This is a genomic window from Cryobacterium sp. TMS1-13-1 (assembly GCF_004403125.1).
Classification (GTDB): Bacteria; Actinomycetota; Actinomycetes; order Actinomycetales; family Microbacteriaceae; genus Cryobacterium; species Cryobacterium levicorallinum.
In genome coordinates, this window is sequence record NZ_SOGX01000010.1 from 786,640 (window position 1) to 804,895 (window position 18,256).

17 protein-coding genes are annotated in these 18,256 nt (G+C 66.1%); 1 reads left to right on the forward strand and 16 read right to left on the reverse strand.

Going from position 1 to position 18,256, the window contains the following annotated elements; genetic code table 11:
* Nucleotides 1-37: 37 nt before the first annotated feature.
* The 8 genes from E3T31_RS13030 to E3T31_RS13065 all read right to left on the reverse strand — a co-directional run bounded on the left by E3T31_RS13030 (nt 38) and on the right by E3T31_RS13065 (nt 6,394).
* Nucleotides 38-970 (reverse strand): RluA family pseudouridine synthase, encoded by a 933-nt coding sequence (locus E3T31_RS13030; RefSeq protein WP_134469052.1) that lies wholly within the window; start codon nt 968-970, stop codon nt 38-40.
* A complete protein-coding gene (gene lspA / locus E3T31_RS13035) occupies nt 967-1,602 on the reverse strand; it encodes a signal peptidase II (RefSeq protein WP_134469053.1) in 636 nt (211 codons plus the stop codon). The genes E3T31_RS13030 and lspA overlap by 4 nt, the downstream gene beginning before the upstream one ends.
* Nucleotides 1,592-2,206, reverse strand: a complete 615-nt coding sequence (locus tag E3T31_RS13040) for a DivIVA domain-containing protein (protein WP_134469054.1) — start codon at nt 2,204-2,206, stop codon at nt 1,592-1,594. Before E3T31_RS13040 ends, lspA begins: the two co-directional genes overlap by 11 nt.
* A gap of 189 nt (nt 2,207-2,395) precedes the next feature.
* Complete coding sequence (locus E3T31_RS13045) at nt 2,396-2,689, reverse strand: YggT family protein (RefSeq protein WP_241977903.1); 294 nt, start codon at nt 2,687-2,689, stop codon at nt 2,396-2,398.
* An 8-nt stretch (nt 2,690-2,697) separates the two neighbouring features.
* Nucleotides 2,698-3,231: a cell division protein SepF gene (locus E3T31_RS13050; RefSeq protein WP_134469055.1), complete on the reverse strand. Its 534-nt coding sequence runs from the start codon at nt 3,229-3,231 to the stop codon at nt 2,698-2,700.
* A 32-nt stretch (nt 3,232-3,263) separates the two neighbouring features.
* The gene (locus E3T31_RS13055; protein ID WP_134469056.1) at nt 3,264-3,962 is read right to left on the reverse strand and encodes a YggS family pyridoxal phosphate-dependent enzyme; all 699 of its coding nucleotides are present in this window, start codon (nt 3,960-3,962) and stop codon (nt 3,264-3,266) included.
* A gap of 90 nt (nt 3,963-4,052) precedes the next feature.
* Entirely contained in the window at nt 4,053-5,255 is a 1,203-nt protein-coding gene (ftsZ, locus tag E3T31_RS13060) for a cell division protein FtsZ (RefSeq protein ID WP_134443110.1), read from the reverse strand.
* A 311-nt stretch (nt 5,256-5,566) separates the two neighbouring features.
* Nucleotides 5,567-6,394, reverse strand: coding sequence for an FtsQ-type POTRA domain-containing protein (locus E3T31_RS13065; protein WP_134469057.1), 828 nt, complete (start codon nt 6,392-6,394; stop codon nt 5,567-5,569).
* A 145-nt stretch (nt 6,395-6,539) separates the two neighbouring features.
* Between E3T31_RS13065 and E3T31_RS13070 the strand changes: the two genes are divergently transcribed.
* The gene (locus E3T31_RS13070) at nt 6,540-6,794 is read left to right on the forward strand and encodes a hypothetical protein (protein WP_134469058.1); all 255 of its coding nucleotides are present in this window, start codon (nt 6,540-6,542) and stop codon (nt 6,792-6,794) included.
* A 147-nt stretch (nt 6,795-6,941) separates the two neighbouring features.
* Here E3T31_RS13070 and murC read toward each other — a convergent pair whose 3' ends face one another.
* The 8 genes from murC to E3T31_RS13110 all read right to left on the reverse strand — a co-directional run bounded on the left by murC (nt 6,942) and on the right by E3T31_RS13110 (nt 18,231).
* A complete protein-coding gene (gene murC, locus E3T31_RS13075; RefSeq protein ID WP_134469059.1) occupies nt 6,942-8,363 on the reverse strand; it encodes a UDP-N-acetylmuramate--L-alanine ligase in 1,422 nt (473 codons plus the stop codon).
* A 74-nt stretch (nt 8,364-8,437) separates the two neighbouring features.
* Nucleotides 8,438-9,511 carry a glycosyltransferase gene (locus E3T31_RS13080; RefSeq protein WP_134469060.1) on the reverse strand — a complete coding sequence of 358 codons (1,074 nt, stop codon included), beginning with the start codon at nt 9,509-9,511 and terminating at the stop codon, nt 8,438-8,440.
* Nucleotides 9,508-10,845 (reverse strand): putative lipid II flippase FtsW, encoded by a 1,338-nt coding sequence (gene ftsW / locus E3T31_RS13085; RefSeq protein ID WP_134469061.1) that lies wholly within the window; start codon nt 10,843-10,845, stop codon nt 9,508-9,510. The genes E3T31_RS13080 and ftsW overlap by 4 nt, the downstream gene beginning before the upstream one ends.
* 5 nt (nt 10,846-10,850) lie before the next feature.
* Nucleotides 10,851-12,365, reverse strand: coding sequence for a UDP-N-acetylmuramoyl-L-alanine--D-glutamate ligase (murD, locus tag E3T31_RS13090; protein ID WP_241977907.1), 1,515 nt, complete (start codon nt 12,363-12,365; stop codon nt 10,851-10,853).
* Nucleotides 12,365-13,456 (reverse strand): phospho-N-acetylmuramoyl-pentapeptide-transferase, encoded by a 1,092-nt coding sequence (gene mraY, locus E3T31_RS13095; RefSeq protein ID WP_092450543.1) that lies wholly within the window; start codon nt 13,454-13,456, stop codon nt 12,365-12,367. The genes murD and mraY overlap by 1 nt, the downstream gene beginning before the upstream one ends.
* Nucleotides 13,453-14,862, reverse strand: a complete 1,410-nt coding sequence (gene murF, locus E3T31_RS13100) for a UDP-N-acetylmuramoyl-tripeptide--D-alanyl-D-alanine ligase (RefSeq protein WP_134469063.1) — start codon at nt 14,860-14,862, stop codon at nt 13,453-13,455. Before murF ends, mraY begins: the two co-directional genes overlap by 4 nt.
* A complete protein-coding gene (locus E3T31_RS13105) occupies nt 14,863-16,407 on the reverse strand; it encodes a Mur ligase family protein (protein ID WP_134469064.1) in 1,545 nt (514 codons plus the stop codon). It abuts the gene before it with no gap.
* 15 nt (nt 16,408-16,422) lie between these two features.
* Nucleotides 16,423-18,231: a penicillin-binding protein 2 gene (locus E3T31_RS13110; protein WP_134469065.1), complete on the reverse strand. Its 1,809-nt coding sequence runs from the start codon at nt 18,229-18,231 to the stop codon at nt 16,423-16,425.
* Nucleotides 18,232-18,256 lie beyond the last annotated feature (25 nt).

An 18,256-nucleotide genomic window follows, 5' to 3' on the forward strand; every position in this document is an offset into this window, starting at 1 on the left:
ATCGCCTGGCTTGATTCTGGGCTAGCGGAGGCTGCGGCTAATCTCCGCGCAGCACGCCGAGGGCGTGCGAGAGGTCGGCCGGGTAGTCGGCGTTGTAGGTGACCCATTCGTGACTGTCCGGGTGGGTGAAAGCCAGCTGCTTGGCGTGCAGCCATTGCCGTTTCAGGCCGAGTCGGGCGGTGATCGATGGATCGGCGCCGTACATGGCGTCGCCGACACACGGATGCCGCTGCGCCGTCATGTGCACCCGAATCTGGTGGGTGCGCCCCGTCTCCAGGTGTACCTCGAGCAGGGAACCGTAGGGGAAAGCTTCGAGGGTCTCGTAGTGGGTGATCGACGGCTTGCCATCGGCCATGACCGCGAACTTCCAGTCCGACCGCGGGTGGCGACCGATCGGGGCGTCGATCGTTCCGGTCAGCGGGTCGGGATGGCCCTGCACGACGGTGTGGTAGATCTTCTGCACCTCGCGGTCGTGGAAGGCCTTCTTGAGCGCCGTGTAGGCCGTCTCCGACTTGGCCACGACCATGAGTCCGCTGGTGCCGACGTCAAGGCGGTGCACGATGCCGGCGCGTTCGGCCGCGCCGGAGGTCGCGATGCGGAATCCAGCCGCCGCGAGGGCGCCCGGAACGGTCGGCCCGGTCCAGCCGACGCTCGCGTGCGCGGCGACCCCGGCGGGCTTGTTGATGACGACGATGCTCTCGTCGTCGTGCACGATCGTCAGGTCAGGTACGGCGATGGGGACGATGCGCAGCGGCTGCTTGGGCTGCCAGGTGACTTCGATCCAGGCTCCGGCTCGCAGCCGGTCGGACTTGCCGACGACAGTGCCGTCGAGCACGACGCCGCCGGCTTCGGAGACCTCGGCGGCGAAGCTGCGGGAGAATCCGAACAGCTTGGCCAGACCGGCGTCAACGCGCACGCCTTCCAGCCCGTCGGGCAGGGGCAGGGAGCGACTCTCCGAGTTGCCGGTCATGGGCGCGGCTCGGTGGTCGGTGTCTCGGCCGGTGCAGCTGCGGTTGGTGCGGTGGTGGGTGTTACCGGAGTCACAGCATCCGTTTGTTTCAAGGTTGACGCAGTCTTCTTGTTTTCGGCCACGACCTTGTTGCCATCGAGGCCGATGCCGCGGATGGTCAGGATCATGAAGATGGCCATGCTGGTCACGATGGCCATGTCGGCCACGTTGTAGATCGCCGGCAGCATCCAGGGCGTTGAGATGAAGTCGATGACGTGGCCGAGCCCGAAACCGGGCTCGCGCAGTACGCGATCGGTCAGGTTGCCGAGCACACCGCCGAGCAGCAGGCCGAAGACGAGTCCCCAGGCGAGCGAGCGGATGCGCCGGGCGAACCAGATAATGAACACCACGACGGCCGCGGCGATGATCGAAAAGATCCAGGTGGATCCGCTCGCGAGGGAGAACGCGGCCCCCGGGTTCCGAACGAAGTGCAGTTGCAGCACGTCGTTCAGAACCCGGATGACGGAGCCCTCCGTCATCGACGCGACGACGAGGTACTTACTGATTTGATCGAGCGCGTAAACGCCGAGCGCGACGAGGGCTAGAACGATAAGCGCTCGCGAACGCTTCTTCGTTCGGGCCCTAGGCTCCAAAGCCCTGGAAGCTGGGCTTCGAGCTCGAGTCGGACGACGGCGAGTCGACCGAGCTCGCGTCGAGGTCGTTCAGCTGACCCTCGATGTAGCTCTTGAGCTTGAGGCGGTACTCGCGCTCGAACGTGCGCAGGCCATCGATCTTGCCCTCGAGCGCCGTGCGCTCCAGGTCGAGCTTCTGCAGCTGAACGCGCTGCTGTGTCTCGGCTTCGGCGATGACGCGAGCGGCGGTGGCGTGACCTTCAGCGATCAGGGCATCGCGCTTCTCGGCGCCTTCCTTGACGTGTTCCTCGTGCAGGCGGCGAGCCAGCTGCAGCAGGTTGGTCGTGCCGGCGGTCTCGTCGATCGGCGTCGGTACGATCACCGCAGCCGCGGCCACGGGGGCAGCGACGGCAACCGGTTCGGCGACCACTGCGGCAACCGGAGCGGATTCGGCTGCGGGGACCTCGCCGGCCTCGCCGCGCAGTTCTTCGTTTTCCTTGGTCAGGCGACGCAGTTCGACGACGACCTCATCGAGGAAGTCATCGACCTCATCCTGGTCGTATCCCTCACGGAACTTGGTCGACTGGAACCTTTTATTGACTACATCTTCCGGAGTTAGCGCCATGGCTTTTCACCCTCAAAACTAATATTTGTTGCGAACATTTGACTTACTCGAGCAATTGATTGCTTCGAGCATATGAATGACTTGAGCAGTTGAATGACTGGGTCCTATGAACGACCCGAGCTGCCGACGAGCGAGTACGGGCTCACGGCGAACCATCATCGGACAAGGATACATGCCCCGGTGGGGCTATTACAGTAAGCCCGACAGAGACATGCCCACGATGCAGCACAGCATCGTCAGTGTGAAACCGAAATCCAACGCGATGGGACCGATCCGAAGCGGCGGTACCAGTTTTCGAAAGAACTGCACCGGCGGATCGGTCAGCGTGTAAACGAGCTCCACCAGCACGAGCAAGAAGCCCTGCGGCCGCCACGAACGATTCACGCCGCGCACAAGGTCAATGATGAATCGACCCCACAGCACTAGGAAGTACATAAAGAACAGGAAGTAGAAGAGATTCCCGAGAATCGGTATACCAGTCACAGTTCAGTTTAGCCTTGCGCGAAGAAGGAGCTGTCCTCAGCGCCCTCTTCGGTCGTGCTGTCGCCGGAGACGACGACGTGGGACGGCGACAGCAGGAAGACCTTGGCGGTGACCCGCTCGATCTTGCCGTACAGTCCCTGCGACAGGCCGCTGGCGAAGTCAATGAGGCGGCGAGCGTCGCCGTCGCTCATCTGCGACAGGTTGATAATGACCGGAATACCGTCACGGAAGGATTCGGCGATGACCTGGGCGTCCTTGTAAGCGCGCGGGTGAACGGTGAGAATTTCATTCATTTCGGACGCAGCCACATTCTGGGGGGTCGAAGTCTTGCGCAGGGGGGTGACCGGTGCACGACCGGCGGTGTTCTGGGCTGCGCTGGAGTACGCGGCGGTACCGTGGGGCGTGTTGTCGTGCCCACGGGCCGGCACCGCGCTCACGTGGTTCGTGTTGGCAGCACCTTGGGCGCCGGCGGGCGCCTGGTACTCCAGCTCTTCGTCTGCCAGACCCAGGTAGACCATGGTTTTCTTGAGCGGGTTGGACATGTCGACCTCCGTGTTGGTTTGCTTCTTCGAGATTAACTGAACGCCGGACGATTACCGGTGATTGCGGTGCCAATTCTTAGGTGTGTCGCCCCTTCGAGCACGGCAGCGGCGTAATCCTGGCTCATACCCATCGACAGCGCCGTGGCCGCGGGGGCCTGGCTGCGAATCTGCTCACTGAGCTCGCGCACGCGCGCAAACGCGCGGCGTGGTTCCTCCGCCAGCGGCGCAACGGCCATGAGCCCCAGCAGGTGCACGCCGGGCACGGCGAGAACGGTGTCGACCAGGGCCGGCAGGTTCGCGGGATCCACGCCACCGCGAGCCGCATCATCCGTTAAATTGACCTGAATGAAGCAGTCGATGGTCGATTCCGCCGAGGCGAGTGCGGCCACGAGCGAGTCCCGATCAACCGAGTGGATGACGTCGGCGTAGGCGCGCACCTGGCGCGCCTTCTTGCCCTGCACCTGTCCGACAAAATGCCAGGTCAGGTCGAGCTCGGCGAGCTCAGCGGCCTTGGACTGCGCCTCCTGGTGTCGATTCTCCCCCACGTCGCGCACCCCGAGGGCGTACAACGCTTCGATCAGCGACACCGGATGGAACTTGGTGACGACGATCGTCGTGACCTCGGCCGCATCGCGACCGGCCTCGCGGGCGGCGTCGGTCACACCAGCGCGCACGGTTTCGAGACGGGTGGCCAGATCGACCGGTGCCGCGCCTGGAGATACCATGCTCATGATGTTCGGTTCGTTTCGTTTCGTTTCGTTTCAGGCGATTAAGGCACGATACCCGGGGCCGACTGAGTCGGCCCCGGGAGGAGTCTCGTCCTACTTGAGGAAGTCGGGGATGTCCAGGTCGTCGGCCTCTTCTTCGAAGGCCGGGTCGGCCACGGTGACGCCGTTCGCGGAGTCGGAACCACCCCAGACTGAGGCCGCAAGCTCGCCATCGCTGTAGCTGCCCGAGTCAGTGGCCGGCGCGCCGGCTGCTCCAGCGGATGCCGCTCCGGCTGCCGTACCGGCACCGGCCGCGATGCCGGCAGCGACGAGGTCGGCACGCCGCACCTCGACCGCCTTGGCGCCGGGCTCGCCGCCATCAAAGCCGGCGGCGATAACAGTGACGCGTACCTCGTCGCCGAGGGTGTCATCGATGACGGCACCGAAGATGATGTTCGCTTCGGGGTGCACGGCTTCCTGCACGAGGCGGGCCGCGTCGTTGATCTCGAAGATTCCCAGGTTGGAGCCACCCTGGATCGACAGCAGCACGCCGTGCGCGCCATCGATCGAGGCCTCAAGCAACGGCGAGGCCACGGCCAGTTCGGCAGCTTTGATGGCACGGTCGGCGCCGCGAGCGGAGCCGATACCCATGAGGGCGGATCCTGCGCCCTGCATGACCGACTTGACGTCGGCGAAGTCGAGGTTGATCAGGCCGGGGGTGGTGATCAGGTCGGTGATGCCCTGCACGCCGGCGAGGAGCACCTGGTCGGCGGTCGCGAAGGCCTCGAGCATGCTGATGCCGCGGTCGCTGATCTCGAGCAGGCGATCGTTGGGCACGACGATGAGGGTGTCGACCTCGTTCTTGAGCGAGGCAACGCCGGTCTCGGCCTGAGCCTGACGACGCTTGCCCTCGAAGCCGAACGGCTTAGTGACGACACCGATGGTGAGGGCACCGATCGACTTGGCGATGCGGGCGACGACGGGGGCACCACCGGTTCCGGTGCCACCACCCTCGCCAGCGGTGACGAAGACCATGTCGGCCCCGGCGAGGGCTTCCTCGATCTCTTCCGCGTGATCCTCGGCGGCGCGGCGACCCACCTCGGGGTCCGCGCCGGCACCGAGGCCGCGGGTGAGGTCACGACCGACGTCGAGCTTGACGTCGGCGTCGCTCATGAGCAGAGCCTGGGCATCCGTATTGATGGCGATGAACTCGACACCGCGGAGGCCCAGTTCGATCATGCGGTTGACGGCGTTGACGCCACCACCGCCGATGCCGACAACCTTGATGACGGCTAGATAATTTTGATTGTTTGACACGTCCGGCCTCCGGGTGGAACCCTAAACCTCTAGTCGAGGTTTAAAGTTATGCTGAGTATGCAATTCCTGATTACGAAAGTATGCGGGCGAGGCGCGCGAATGGGGAGGCACGCCCGCGTGTCGCGAAGTACACGCAGAATCCGTTGCCGCGACCCTCCGCACGGCTCCTTGCGAGCCGCTTGGCCGTCTATTTTGCGCCTCATGCGCCAACGCTGCTCGCGACCGCGACCGCGACCGCGCCCGAAGCGGATGACCGCTGCTGCGGTTACCGTAACTGCTTCCCAAATCGGTCGCGGTGGGCTCACGGCGACCTAGCGCAGCACGGCGCTGTCGGGCGAGGAAACGTCGTACTCGTTGACCGTGCCGGCCGGGTGGCCGACCAGCAGAGCGGCGAGCACGACGGCCTTGTACTCCGACTTCTCCGCGCTGCCCCAGACCACCCGTTCGCCGCCGAGCAGGCTGAGCGTGACGTCATCCGTAGTGACGGCGGTGACGGAATCCAATTGCGTGCGGATACTTTCGGGCAACACGGCGAGCACGGCGGCGGCGGCGATGAATCCGGCGCTGTCGACGCCATCCGGAGCTTCGATGAGCGGGTAGCCGACGGCGCGCTCCGGCGTTGTTTCCACAACGACGCCGGCGGCATCGACGAGGTCGAAGCCAGTCGCACCAGCGAGGACGCCCACCGGAACCCGTTCGATGACCCGCACCACGAGCGTGCCCGGCGGGCGACTCTCGGTGACATAACTTTGAATGAGCTTGAACTGGGAGAGTTCGGTCTTGACATCGTCGGCGTCGAGGAGCGGCAACGGAGTACCGAGCTGGTCGGCGAGGGCTGCCGCGACGTCGCCAGCGGGAATGCGGCTGGTGCCGACAACCTCGATCGTGCGCAGCGCCATGAGCGGCGAGTAGGCGGCGCCGATGATGAGACCAAAGGCGAGAGCGACGCTGCCGCCCCCGACGATCCAGGCGATACGACGGCGCCGGGTACGCCCGGTGAACCGACGCACCTCCGCGCGTTCGAAGCGTTTGCGGGCGCGCTGAGCTGCCCGCAAGACCGACCGTGCTGCGCGGACCCCCGCGGTTCCGCCGCTCGGCAGCCCGGCTGGCGCGGCCGTCGTCGACGTCCGCCGGGTCATGGGCGTCGCCGGGGTTGCGGCGCCCGTCGTTGACCTGGGGGTCGTGAGTGCGGCCAGGTCTGCCGCGGTGACAGGCCCGCTCAGATCTGCTGAAACCGGTGAACCGGATGCCCCTGCCCCCGGGACGACTATCGGCTCCGTCGTCGTGTCGGAGCCATCGAACGACCTTGCGGACGGTGTCGACGAGTTCTGGGGCAACGGCTTCGAGGACGGCTTTACGAACGGTGTCGACGACACCGTCGAGGGGTCATTCGACCCGCTCTTCCCGCCGGTGCCTCCACGGGGGAACGCCTTCGGGGCCGTCACCGAACCCGCGGCGGCGCCGGTCGGGCCGTCGGATTTCTGGTTCGGCTGCGCCTGCGGCCGGGCGCGCGAGGGCTTCGCCGCTGGAGTCGCCTGAGCCGACGACTTAGAGCGAGCCGGTTTCGCCGCTGGAGCGGGCTGAGCGGTCGACGGAGCGTCCGACTGAACCCGAGTCGGTTTCGCCGCTGGGGTCGGGGTCGCCTTGGCCGGGCGCTCGAAGCCGGCCGGCCGCCTCACCGCCACCTCATCCGCGTGCCTGTTCGAGTGCGGCGAGCAGCTGGGGAACGATGCGGTTCACGTCACCACAGCCAAGGGTGACCACGAAGTCGCCCTCGCGGGCGATGCTGGCGAGATAATCAGCGGCATCCTGCCAGTCCGGCACGTAAGCGACGTGCGACGGGTCGCGGAACCGCTCGGACACGAGCGCTCCGGTCACGCCGGGCTCCGGGTCTTCGCGGGCGCCGTACACCGCGAGCACGATGGTCTGATCGGCAAAGTTCTCGAGCACGTAGGCGAATTCCTGGGCGAACAGGCGGGTGCGACTGTACAGGTGCGGTTGGTGCACCGCGATGATGCGGCCCTCCCCCACGACGGTGCGCGCGGCCGCGAGGGCTGCGGCGACCTCGGTCGGGTGGTGGGCGTAATCATCGAAGACGCTGACGCCGCCGACGGTGCCGTGCAGTTCGAACCGGCGTTGGGTACCGCCGAAGCCGGCGATCGCGTCGAGGCTCGCCGCAGGTTCGAAGCCGAGCCCGACCAGCACGGCGAAGGCGCCGGCCGCGTTGATGGCGTTGTGCTTGCCGGGAATGCGCAGGGTGGCGCTGTAATCCTGACCCTGCCAGGCGACGCTGAAGCTCACCGGACCGGTCGTGGTGATGGAGTGCACGCGAACGGTGGACTCGGGGTGCTCGCCGAACGTGATCACGCGCGCGGCGGCATCCGCTTCGGTCCGGCCGGCGGTGATCGTTGCGGTGACCCGCACTGCGCCGACATCGTCGGAGGAGATGACGACGAGCTCGCTGGCCTTGGTGCTGAACTGGACGAACGCGGCCTCGAACGCTTCGAGCGAGCCGTAGTGGTCGAGGTGGTCGGGGTCGACGTTTGTGACCAGGGCTACCGCCGTGTGGTACAGCAGGAAGGAGCCGTCGGACTCGTCGGCTTCGACCACGAACAGGTCGTCGGCTCCGCTGGCGGAACTCACCCCGAGGGATTCGATCACGCCGCCGTTGACGAAGCTCGGGTCCTGGCCGAGGCCGAGCAGCCCGGTGACGATCATTCCGGTGGAGGTGGTCTTGCCGTGGGCGCCCGCGACGGAAACGAGGCGGTGCTCGCGAATGAGCCAGGCGAGGGCCTGCGCGCGGTGCAGCACCGGCAGGCCGCGCTCATTGGCGAGCACGTACTCCGGGTTGTCCTGCCAGAGCGCGCCGGTGACGACGAGGGTGTCGGCCGCGCCGACATTAGCCGCATCGTGACCGATGAACACGCTCGCACCGAGTTCCCGCAGCGCCTGCACGTTGGGCGAATCCTTGGCGTCGGAGCCGGTGACCGTATAGCCCTGGTTCAGGAACAAGCGTGCGATTCCGCTCATTCCGGAGCCTCCGATGCCCACGAAGTGCACACGTCCGAGGTTCTCGGGAATGGTCAGGGTGAGGTCTGGTTTGATCACGGTGGTGCGCTCTTCTCGATCGAAGCAAATAAAACAGTTCGTGCGGGCACTAGGTTACGCGTGCCGACCGACACTCAGGTCGTGAGCGCCCCGTGCACCAGGTCGAGCATGCGGGCCGTGCCGTCCAGCACACCGACGGATGCCGCCCCCCGCCCCATCTTCGCCAGCTGCGGCCGGTCACCCAACAGGGTCACCAGCTCGCTGCGAACCCAGGCCGGCACGAAGTCCGCGTCATCGATCAGCACACCGCCGCCGACGGCCAGCACCGGCGCGGCATTAAAGCGCTGCTCGCCGTTACCGACCGGATACGGCACGTATACGGCCGGAATGCCGAGCGCGCAGAGTTCGCTGACCGTTGCCGCTCCCGCCCGGGTCACGGCGCAATCGGCTGCGGCGAGGGCGAGGTCCATGCGATCGCAATAGGCGACCAGGTGGTAGTTCGGCACGCCGGGGTCGACGATCTCGGAATTGGACCCGGTGATATGCAGCACCTGCCAGCCGGCGGCCACGAGCGCGGGCGCCGAGGCCAGAATGGTCGCGTTGAGCTTGCGCGCGCCGAGCGATCCCCCGGTGACCAGCAGCACGGGACGATCGGCCTCGAGCGAGAAGAACGCGAGGGCCTCGGCGCGGACGGCCGACCGGTCGAGCTGTTCGATTTCGGGCCGGAGCGGCATTCCGACGAAGCGGGCGTGCCGAATCGGGGTGCCGGCGAAAGCGACACCGACGTACTCGGTCAGGCGGGCGCCGAGTTTGTTGGCCAGGCCCGGCTTGGCGTTGGCCTCGTGGATGACAATCGGCACCCCCGCACGCCGGGCCGCGAGGTAGGCCGGCGTGGAGACATACCCGCCGAAGCCCACGACAACGTCGACCTTGCGAGAGCGAATGACCGCGGCCACCCCGCGCACGGCCGCGCTAAAGCGTGGCAGAAAGGCCAGGGCCGCCCGGTTCGGCCGGCGCGGAAACGGCACCCGGGGAACGACGATGAGTTCGTAGCCGCGGGCGGGAACCAGGCGCGCCTCGAGACCTTCGGCGGTGCCGAGAACCAACACCGTGGCATCCGCTTCGCTGGCGCGGATGCGGTCGGCGACGGCGAGCAGGGGGTTGACGTGGCCGGCGGTGCCGCCGCCCGCCAGAAGGTAAGTAGTCATGCTCGGTCAGCCTCAACAAGATTGGTGTCGTCAAAGGCGCTCTCGGCGTCGCTCGAGCGGTCGCCGCGGGCGAAGGAGAGCACGATGCCGATCGCGACGAGGGTGGTGAGCAGGGCGGTACCACCGGCCGAGATGAGCGGCAGCGGCACACCCAACACGGGGAATACCCCGAGCACCACGCCGATATTGACGAAGGCCTGTCCGATGATCCAGACCATGGCGGCGGCGGTGGAGACCTTGGCCTGCACGGTCGTGGCCGCGCGCATAATGCGCAAAAAAGCGAAGGCCAGCAGAATGAACATGCCGAGAACGACGATGCAGCCGATCAGGCCGAGTTCTTCGCCGATGATGGCGAAGATGTAGTCGTTGTCGGCGGCCGGCAACCAGGACCATTTGGCCTTGGAGTTTCCGAGGCCGACGCCGAAGATTCCTCCGTTGGCCAGGGCCCAGGTGCCGTGCAGCGGCTGCCAGCAACTTGAGGAGATCTCCCCGACCAGTTCCGTGCAGCCCTCGTTGAGAAAGCTCGTGATGCGAGTCAGCCGGTTGGGGCTCGCGATGGCCAGCACGACCGCTGCGCCGACGCCGACCAGCAGCGGTACGGCGAGCAGGCGCAGTTTGACGCCGGCGAAGAACAGCGCACCGAACAGAATGCCGGCCATGATCATCGTGGTTCCGAGGTCACCGCCGAGCATGACGAGAAATGCTGCGCCGCCGCCGACACCGAAGACTGGAATGAACACGTGCTTCCAGTCGTGCAGCTGGTGCTGCTTCTTTGAGAGGATCACGCCGAGCCAGATGACCAGGGCAACCTTGATGCCCTCGGACGGCTGAAACTGAATGCCGAAGACGTTCAGCCAGTTGGTGTTGCCGCCGGTGCCGACACCAAGGCCGGTGGCCACGACCAGAAACTGAAAGAAGCAGGTGATCAGCATCGCCGGCCAGGCCACGCGACGCCAAAAAGCGAGCGGCAGCCGGCTCACGACGAGCATGAGCGGAATGCCGATCAGAGCGAACATACCCTGGCGCAGGATCCCGCCGAAGAAGCCCATATCGGCCAGAAAAGAATCGACGGACGACGACGACAGCACCATGATGAGACCGAAAACCACCAGGAACAGGGTGGTGCCGAGCAGCAGAAAATAGTTGCCACCCTCGGCCTTGAACACCCGACCGAGATTGATTCGGACCTGTGCACCGCCCGCCGCCTGTTCGGGAATCCGCGCCGGGCGCCCGGGGCGCGCCCCCGGATTGGGGCGTTTTCCGGGTGTGGCGCCCGTGCTGCCCGGGTTCTGCCCGGCCGGGCGAGAGGCGGGGTTGCGAGGCACCTGTACCATCCGCGTCACCTGCCCAAGAAGTCGTGTACTGCCTGATTGAAAAGCCGGCCGCGTTCGGCATAGCTCTCGAACTGATCCATCGATGCGGCGGCCGGTGCGAGCAGAACGGTGTCGCCGGCCTGCGCGATCGAGGCTGCCAGCCGCACCGCAGCCGTCATCACCTGTTCGCCGCCGTTGGATACAGTGTCGTTCGCGTCAATCTCAAACACGGTCAGGTTGGGGGCGTGTCGCGCGAATGCTTCGCGGACTGCCACCCGGTCGACGCCGATGATGACGGCGCCGCGTAGTCGGCCAATGTGCTTCTGCACAAGCTCGGCGATGTCGACGCCCTTGAGCAGCCCGCCGACCACCCACACGACTGACTCATAGGCCGCCAGCGAGGCATCGGCGGCATGCGGGTTGGTAGCTTTGGAATCGTCGATCCACTCCACATCGTCGGCGATCGCAACCGTTTCGATGCGGTGTGCGTCGAGGTGGAAGGTTTCGAGCGCGCGATGGATGGTCGCCGGCTCGACCCCGAACGACCGGGCCAGGGAGCTCGCGGCGAGCACGTCCATGATCACGTGCGGGGCGCCGAGCCCGGCCGCGACCAGGTGCGGCACGGTGGTCAGTTCCAGGGCCCGTTCGAAGCGGTCCTCGAGAAAGGCCCGGTCGCAGACGATGCCGTCGACGATACCCAATTCGCTCGGTCCGGGCACGCCGAGACCGAAACCGATCGCGCGGGCGCCGTCCTGCACATCGGCGTCCTGCACCATCGCGAGGGTCGCGGCATCCGCTGTGTTGTAGACACAGGCCACCGCGGTGTTCAGATAGACCTTCGCCTTGGCCGCGCGGTAGGCCGCAGCGGAGCCGTGCCAGTCGAGGTGATCATCGGCGATGTTGAGGCAGAGGCTGGCCCAGGGACGTAGGGCGCCCGGGCCGCTTGCGGGCAGGTGGTGCAGTTGGTAGCTCGACAATTCGACGACGAGCACGTCCCAGCCCTGCGGGTCACGAATGGCGTCAAGTACGGGCACGCCAATATTGCCGCAGGGGGCGACCCGGCTGCCGTGCGCGGCAAGCATCGTGGCGGTCAGCTGTACCGTGGTGGTCTTGCCGTTGGTGCCGGTGACGAGCATCCACTCGGCCGGAGTGCCGACTTTGTCGCGAAGCCGCCAGGCCAACTCGATGTCGCCCCAGACCGGCACGTTGTGCTCCACCGCCCAGAGCAGCAGGGGGTGATCTGGGTGAAATCCCGGAGAGACGATGATCAATTCCGGTAGCTGCGCCGCCAGCTCAGCCGGCACCTCACGCAGGTCAGCCTGCACGAACGGTACCCCGAGCACCCCGAGCAGGTCGAAGCGTTCGTCGGCGCCCGGCGAGGCGAGCACGAGCACGTCGGCGCCCAGTTCCGCGAGGGTATCGGCGGCGGCAAAGCCGGTCACGCCGAGACCGAGCACGGCGACGCGCAGGCCTCGCCAGTCGGCGTGCCAGCTGACCAGCCCGTTCAGGCGGTCGCCGGTAGCGGGGGTTTCAGAGTTCACTATTGCGACAGCCATTCGAGGTAGAACGAGCCGACACCGGCGGCGACGAGCAGGCCGCCGATGATCCAGAACCGCACGACGACCGTGACTTCGGCCCAGCCCTTGAGCTCAAAGTGATGATGGACCGGACTCATCAGGAAGATGCGTTTACCGTGGGTGATCTTGAAGTACGCGCGTTGCACGATGACCGAGCCGGCTTCCATCACGAACAGGCCACCGATGAGCACGAGGAGCAGTTCGGTGCGGCTGAGAATGGCGAGGGCGGCCAGCGCCCCGCCGAGGGCGAGCGAGCCGGTGTCGCCGAGAAAGATCTTGGCCGGTGAGGTGTTCCACCAGAGAAACCCGATCAGGCCGCCGACGATGGTTGCGGCGACGATGGCGAGGTCGAAGGAGTCCGGGCCGAGGTAGCACTTGTACTGGTCGGCGGCATCCGCTCCCCCGAAGCAGCTCTGGTTGGACTGCCAGAACCCGATCACGACGAAGGATCCAATGGCGAAAATGGATGCTCCGGTGGCGAGGCCATCGAGACCGTCGGTGACGTTCACTCCGTTCGAGGTCGCGGCCACGATCAGGCAGATCCAGAGCAGGAACACGGCGATGCCGATGAACGTGCCCAGTTTCATGAAGTCGAGCGGCAGGTCCCGAATGAAGGACACGCTCGTCGAGGCGGGGGTCTGACCGTTGCGGTCGACGAATTGCAGCGACAGCACGCCAAAAGCGCCGGCGACGATGACCTGCCCGAGCACCTTGGACCAGCCGCCGAGGCCGAGACTGCGCTGGTTGCGGGTCTTCAGAAAGTCGTCGAGAAACCCGACCAGTCCGAGGCCGACCATCATGAACAGCACGAGCAGCGGCGAGGGGGTGAACGGTCGTTGCTCGATCAGCATGGCGGTGAAATAGCTGATCAACACACCCAGGATGATGATGATGCCGCCCATGGTGGCGGTGCCGCGCTTGGCGTGGTGGCTCTTCGGCCCATCGTCGCGAATGAACTGGCCCCAGCCGAACTTCTTGAACAGCCGAATGAACAGCGGCGTCAGAAACAGGGTGAAGGCGAGCGAAAACGCGCCGGACAGTAGCAGGACTCTCACGAGAACAAGTCTCCCAGTCGATCGCCGAGGAACCGCAGACCCGCGGAGTTGGATGACTTGACGAGCACAGTATCACCCGGATTCACTGAGCTGCGCACCAGTTCGAAGGCCTCGTTCGGCGTGTCGACATAGGCCGACTCACCGTCCCAGGACCCCTCGTTGATGGTGCTGATGTGCATGCGGCGGGCACCCCGCCCGACCACGATCAGTTGCGAGATATTGAGGCGCACGGCAAGCAGGCCTATTCGATCGTGCTCCTCACCGGCCAATTCGCCCAGTTCGGCCATTTCGCCGAGCACGGCGATGGTGCGCTTTCCGGGGGTACCGATCTGAGCGAGAGTCTTGAGCGCGGCGCTCATCGAGTCGGGGCTTGCGTTATAGGCGTCGTTGATGACGGTGACATCGTCCTTGCCGCCGAGAACCTCCATGCGCCAGCGTTCGGCCCGGGTCGTGGCCTCGAGCGCGGCGACGATGTCGGGCAGCGAGACCCCGAGTACTTCAGCGGCGGCGGCAGCGGCGAGTGCGTTCATAACGTGGTGCTCGCCTAGCACCCGGAACACGACCGGAGCGCTCTGCCCGCCTGCGAGGTGCAGGGTGAACGTTGTGCCGGTGCGGCCTCCGTGCAGGTCGCTCGCGCGCACGTCGACCTGACCGTACTCGCCGAAGCGCACGATGCGGGCCGGGGTGAGCGCGGCCATCTGCGCGACGCGCGGATCGTCTGCATTCAGCACCGCGACATCCGTTTCCAGCAGGTCGGTGACCATCTCGGATTTGGCGCGAACGGTGGCATCAAGATCGCCGAACTCGCCGGCGTGGGCGAGGCCGACGGTCAGCACGATCCCCACGTCGGGCCGGGCCAGGCGCACCAGGTGCGCGATCGCACCTTCGCTGCTGGCGCCCATCTCGATCACGAGAAAACGAGTCTCGGCCGTGACCTCGAGCATGGTCATCGGCGCGCCGACCTGGTTGTTGAAGGACCCGCGCGGGGCGACGGTCGGGCCGACCCGTTCGAGCATGCTGCGCAGCAGGTTCTTGGTGGTGGTCTTGCCGTTCGAGCCGGTGACGGCGACAACCTTGAGCGTTCCGGCGGCGCGTACCCGGGCAACCACGGCCGCGGCGAGGGCGCCGAGCGCGGCCACGGCATCGGCGACGACGATCTGGGTGACCGGCAGGTCGAGCGTTCGCTCGACGATCAACAGGGCGGCACCGCGCTCGGCGGCGACCGGCGCGAACAGGTGGCCGTCGGTCACCGCGCCGGGCTTGGCAACGAAGATGGAGCCTGGCTCGATCAGGCGGGAGTCGGTCTGTACCGAGCCGCTGATCTGGTCAGCGGCGTTGGCAGGACCGGCCAGGTGCAGCGCACCGTTAACGGCCTCGGTGATCTCGGTCAGGGAGAGGGCAATCATTTACAGCCACCCCGCCGAACGCAGCGCTTCGCGGGCATCCTCGCGGGCGGAGTAGGGCAGTTTCTTGCCCTGTACCTCGTGGTAGTCCTCATGGCCTGGGCCGGCATACAGAATGGTGTCTCCTTCGTGTGCCAGTGACAACGCCGTGCGGAATGCCGCACGAGGGTTGGCCACCTCGTAGAACTCGCCGTCGGGAACGGCCGCGCGCGCTGCTTCAAGCAAGACAGCACGGATGCTCGCGGCGTCTTCGTAGCGCGGGTGAAAGTCGGTCACGACCACGATATCGCTGCCCCGGGCAGCGATCGCGCCCATATCGGCGCGTTTCGTGGTGTCACGGTCACCGTCAGCGCCGAACAGCATGATCAGCTTGCCGGAGGTGAATTTGCGCAGGGCCGCGAGGGTATTGAGGAAGGCGTCCGGACTGTGCCCGTAGTCGATGTAGACGAGCGGGCCACGGTCGCCGGAGATGCGCTCGGCCCGGCCGGGAATGTAAGCGACGATGCCGCCGTCGCGGTCGAGGGTGTGCTGAATCGCCTCGAGGTCGAAGCCGGATTCGACCAGCATGACGATGGCGAGGGCAGCGTTCGCCGCCATGTACCAGCCGAGCAGGGGAACCCGGGTGCGCAGGCGCCGGCCGTCCGGCCCGTCGAGCACGAAATCGGTGTGGCTGGCGGTTTCACCGACCACGGTCATGCGCCAGTCGGCGTCAATGTCCGTGTGGTTGGTGATCGTCGTGACCGGGATACGGCATTCGTCGGCGATGCGCCGGCCCCAGTCGGTGTCGACGGTGACGACGCCGCGGTGCGAGCGGTCGGGCTGGAACAGCTCGAGCTTGGCCTGAAAGTAGTCGTCCATCGCCGCGTAGTCGTCGAGGTGGTCGTGGCTGAGGTTGGTGAACGCGGCGACGTCGAAGACCAGCCCGTCGACCCGGTAGCGGCTGAGCGCCTGGGCCGACACCTCGATGCCGACCGCGCGCACCTCGGCCTCGTTCATGCGGGCGAGCAGGGCGTGCAGTTCGCTCGCCTCCGGGGTGGTCAGCGCACTGGTCACGGCGAGGTCGCCGATGCGACGCTCGGCGGTGGAGGTCAGCCCGGAGACGATGCCGAGCTGGTTCAGAATGCCGAAGAGCAGGTAGACCACGCTGGTCTTGCCGTTCGTGCCGGTCACCGCGAACAGGGTCGCCGGATTATCGGCGGTGCGGTAGATCCACCCGGAGACGGCGCCGAGCGCTGCGCGGGCATCCGGGGTGACGAGCACGGGGAGCCCACTGCCCGCGGCCAGCAGCGCCCCGGCCTGGTCGGTCAGGATAGCCACGGCACCGGCCTCTGCCGCGGCGGCGGCGAAAGTGGCTCCGTGCAGGTGCGCTCCGGGTACACCGACGTAGAGGTCGCCGGGCTGCACCGTGCGGGAGCTCAGGCTCACCCCGGTGACTTCAAGACCGTCAATGTCTCCACGTAGTTCTAGATCAAATTCGGCAACCAATCCCGACAACGACCGCGGAACGGGATGCTCGGGACGGAGAGCCGACGGCGCCAATTCAGACACGCAGGGCTCGCTTTCTTACCAGGTGGACGGGAGATCGGGCGCACTCGCGCCGGAGGGAACCGCCCGGTACTTTTTCAAAACCTGGCTCATGATCTCCTGGAAGACCGGAGCCGGTGCGGCAGATGTGTTCAGTTTAACAGGATCGGCGATGCTGACCGAGACTACGTACTGTGGATCGTCGGCCGGGGCGAACCCAGAAACCGAAACGAGGTACCCGTTAGAGTACCCACCGTGCCCGTCAGGCATCTGGGCGGTGCCGGTCTTAGCGGCGACGCGATAGCCCGGAATATTCCACTTACTGTTCACCCAGCTCTTCTGATAGACCATCTCGAGCACGTCGCTCGTGTCATTCGCCGCGCTTTCGGAGAGCACCCGGGTGCCGGTGGCATCGGGCACATTGGTCAGCGTGCCGTCGGCCTGCCGGCAACCCTCCACCAGTTGCACCGGCATGCGCACGCCGTCGTTGGCGATGGTCTGGTAGATGCTGGCGATCTGAAGGGCGCTCGTGGTTAGGCCCTGCCCGAACATGGTCGCGTAGCTGGTCTGGTTGTCCCATTCGTCGGCGGGGTGCAGAATGCCGCCGTCTTCGCGCGGGAATCCGGTCTCCGTGGCGGTGCCCACTCCGAAGGCCTTCATATAGTCGTAGCGCTGCTGATTGGTGAGCATCTCGCCGAACTTGGACATGCCGGTGTTGCTCGAGTCGATCAGCACCCCGGTGAGGGTCATGTTCTGGTCGGGGTGCGAGTGGCTGTCATTGATATTGGCGCCGTTGGAGGGCAGGTAGCGGTAGGGCGAGACGACGCCGGTATCGAGTGTGGCAACGCCGGCATCGAGAACGGATGCCGCGGTGAGCGCTTTGAAGGTCGACCCCGGTTCGAAAGACTGGGTGAACGCCCGGGATCCGCGATCGTCGGGGTTTTCGGTACCGCCCACATTGTTCGGGTCGACCGAGGGGTAGTCGGCGACGGCGAGAAGTTTGCCGGTCTTGGCGTCCTGCACGACCGCGTTCGCCCAGGCGGCTCCGGTCTCTTGCGCCCGCGCGGCAAGGGTCTGCTGCACGAACCATTGCAGGTCGGAGTCGATGGTGGTGACGACGTCGCCGCCGTCAACGGCCTCGGTGCTCGTGACGCTGCTACCCGGGATGCGCACGCCGTCGGCTCCCTTTTCATAGGTTTCCGAACCGTTGGTGGAGGCCAGGCAGGCGTCCTGCCCGGATTCGAGGCCGGCCTGCGGCACTCCCTCCCCCGACAGAAAGCCGAGCAGATTGCCGGCGACGGCTCCGTTCGGGTAGACCCGGCTCGGGCTGTTCTCGGAGTACGTCCACGGAATGTGCAGCTCCTGCACGGCGCGCAGCACGTCGACGTCGACCTTCTGGGCGATGTAGGCGAAATTGGCCTTGGCGTTGGCCTCCAGGGCGGTGGAAATGGTCAGCAGAATGGCGTCACCAGTCTGCCCGGTGGCGGCACCGATTTCGGCGGCCGCCTCGGCCACCGAGACCTCGACCTTTTTTCCGTCGACCGTGCGTTTGAAGGGGGTGGCGTTGACCGGCGACATGGTGATGTTATAGCGCATGACCGTTCCGGCAAGCACCACACCGTTCCCATCGACGATCTCGCCGCGCGAGCCATAGATCACCTGGCCGACCGAACGGTTTCCCACGGAGTCCTTGGTGAGCGAATCGGCCTGCACCACCTGAATATCGACGAGTCGCACCACGAACACACCGATGACGGCGAACAGCACGACGATGGTGAAAAAGGTGCGTCGACGACTGGACCGGGTGTTGGTCGGGTTGGTTCGGGCACTGCTGTTGCGCACGCTCATCTGCCCATCATGGTCGACACGGAGA

Coding starts and splice junctions, on each gene's coding strand:
- E3T31_RS13030 (WP_134469052.1), bottom strand. CDS start 970: ATGACCGGCAACTCGGAGAGTCGCTCCCTGCCCCTGCCCGACGGGCTG.
- E3T31_RS13055 (WP_134469056.1), bottom strand. CDS start 3,962: ATGAGCATGGTATCTCCAGGCGCGGCACCGGTCGATCTGGCCACCCGT.
- E3T31_RS13050 (WP_134469055.1), bottom strand. CDS start 3,231: ATGTCCAACCCGCTCAAGAAAACCATGGTCTACCTGGGTCTGGCAGAC.
- E3T31_RS13080 (WP_134469060.1), bottom strand. CDS start 9,511: ATGACTACTTACCTTCTGGCGGGCGGCGGCACCGCCGGCCACGTCAAC.
- E3T31_RS13065 (WP_134469057.1), bottom strand. CDS start 6,394: ATGACCCGGCGGACGTCGACGACGGCCGCGCCAGCCGGGCTGCCGAGC.
- E3T31_RS13040 (WP_134469054.1), bottom strand. CDS start 2,206: ATGGCGCTAACTCCGGAAGATGTAGTCAATAAAAGGTTCCAGTCGACC.
- ftsW (WP_134469061.1), bottom strand. CDS start 10,845: ATGGTACAGGTGCCTCGCAACCCCGCCTCTCGCCCGGCCGGGCAGAAC.
- E3T31_RS13110 (WP_134469065.1), bottom strand. CDS start 18,231: ATGAGCGTGCGCAACAGCAGTGCCCGAACCAACCCGACCAACACCCGG.
- murF (WP_134469063.1), bottom strand. CDS start 14,862: ATGATTGCCCTCTCCCTGACCGAGATCACCGAGGCCGTTAACGGTGCG.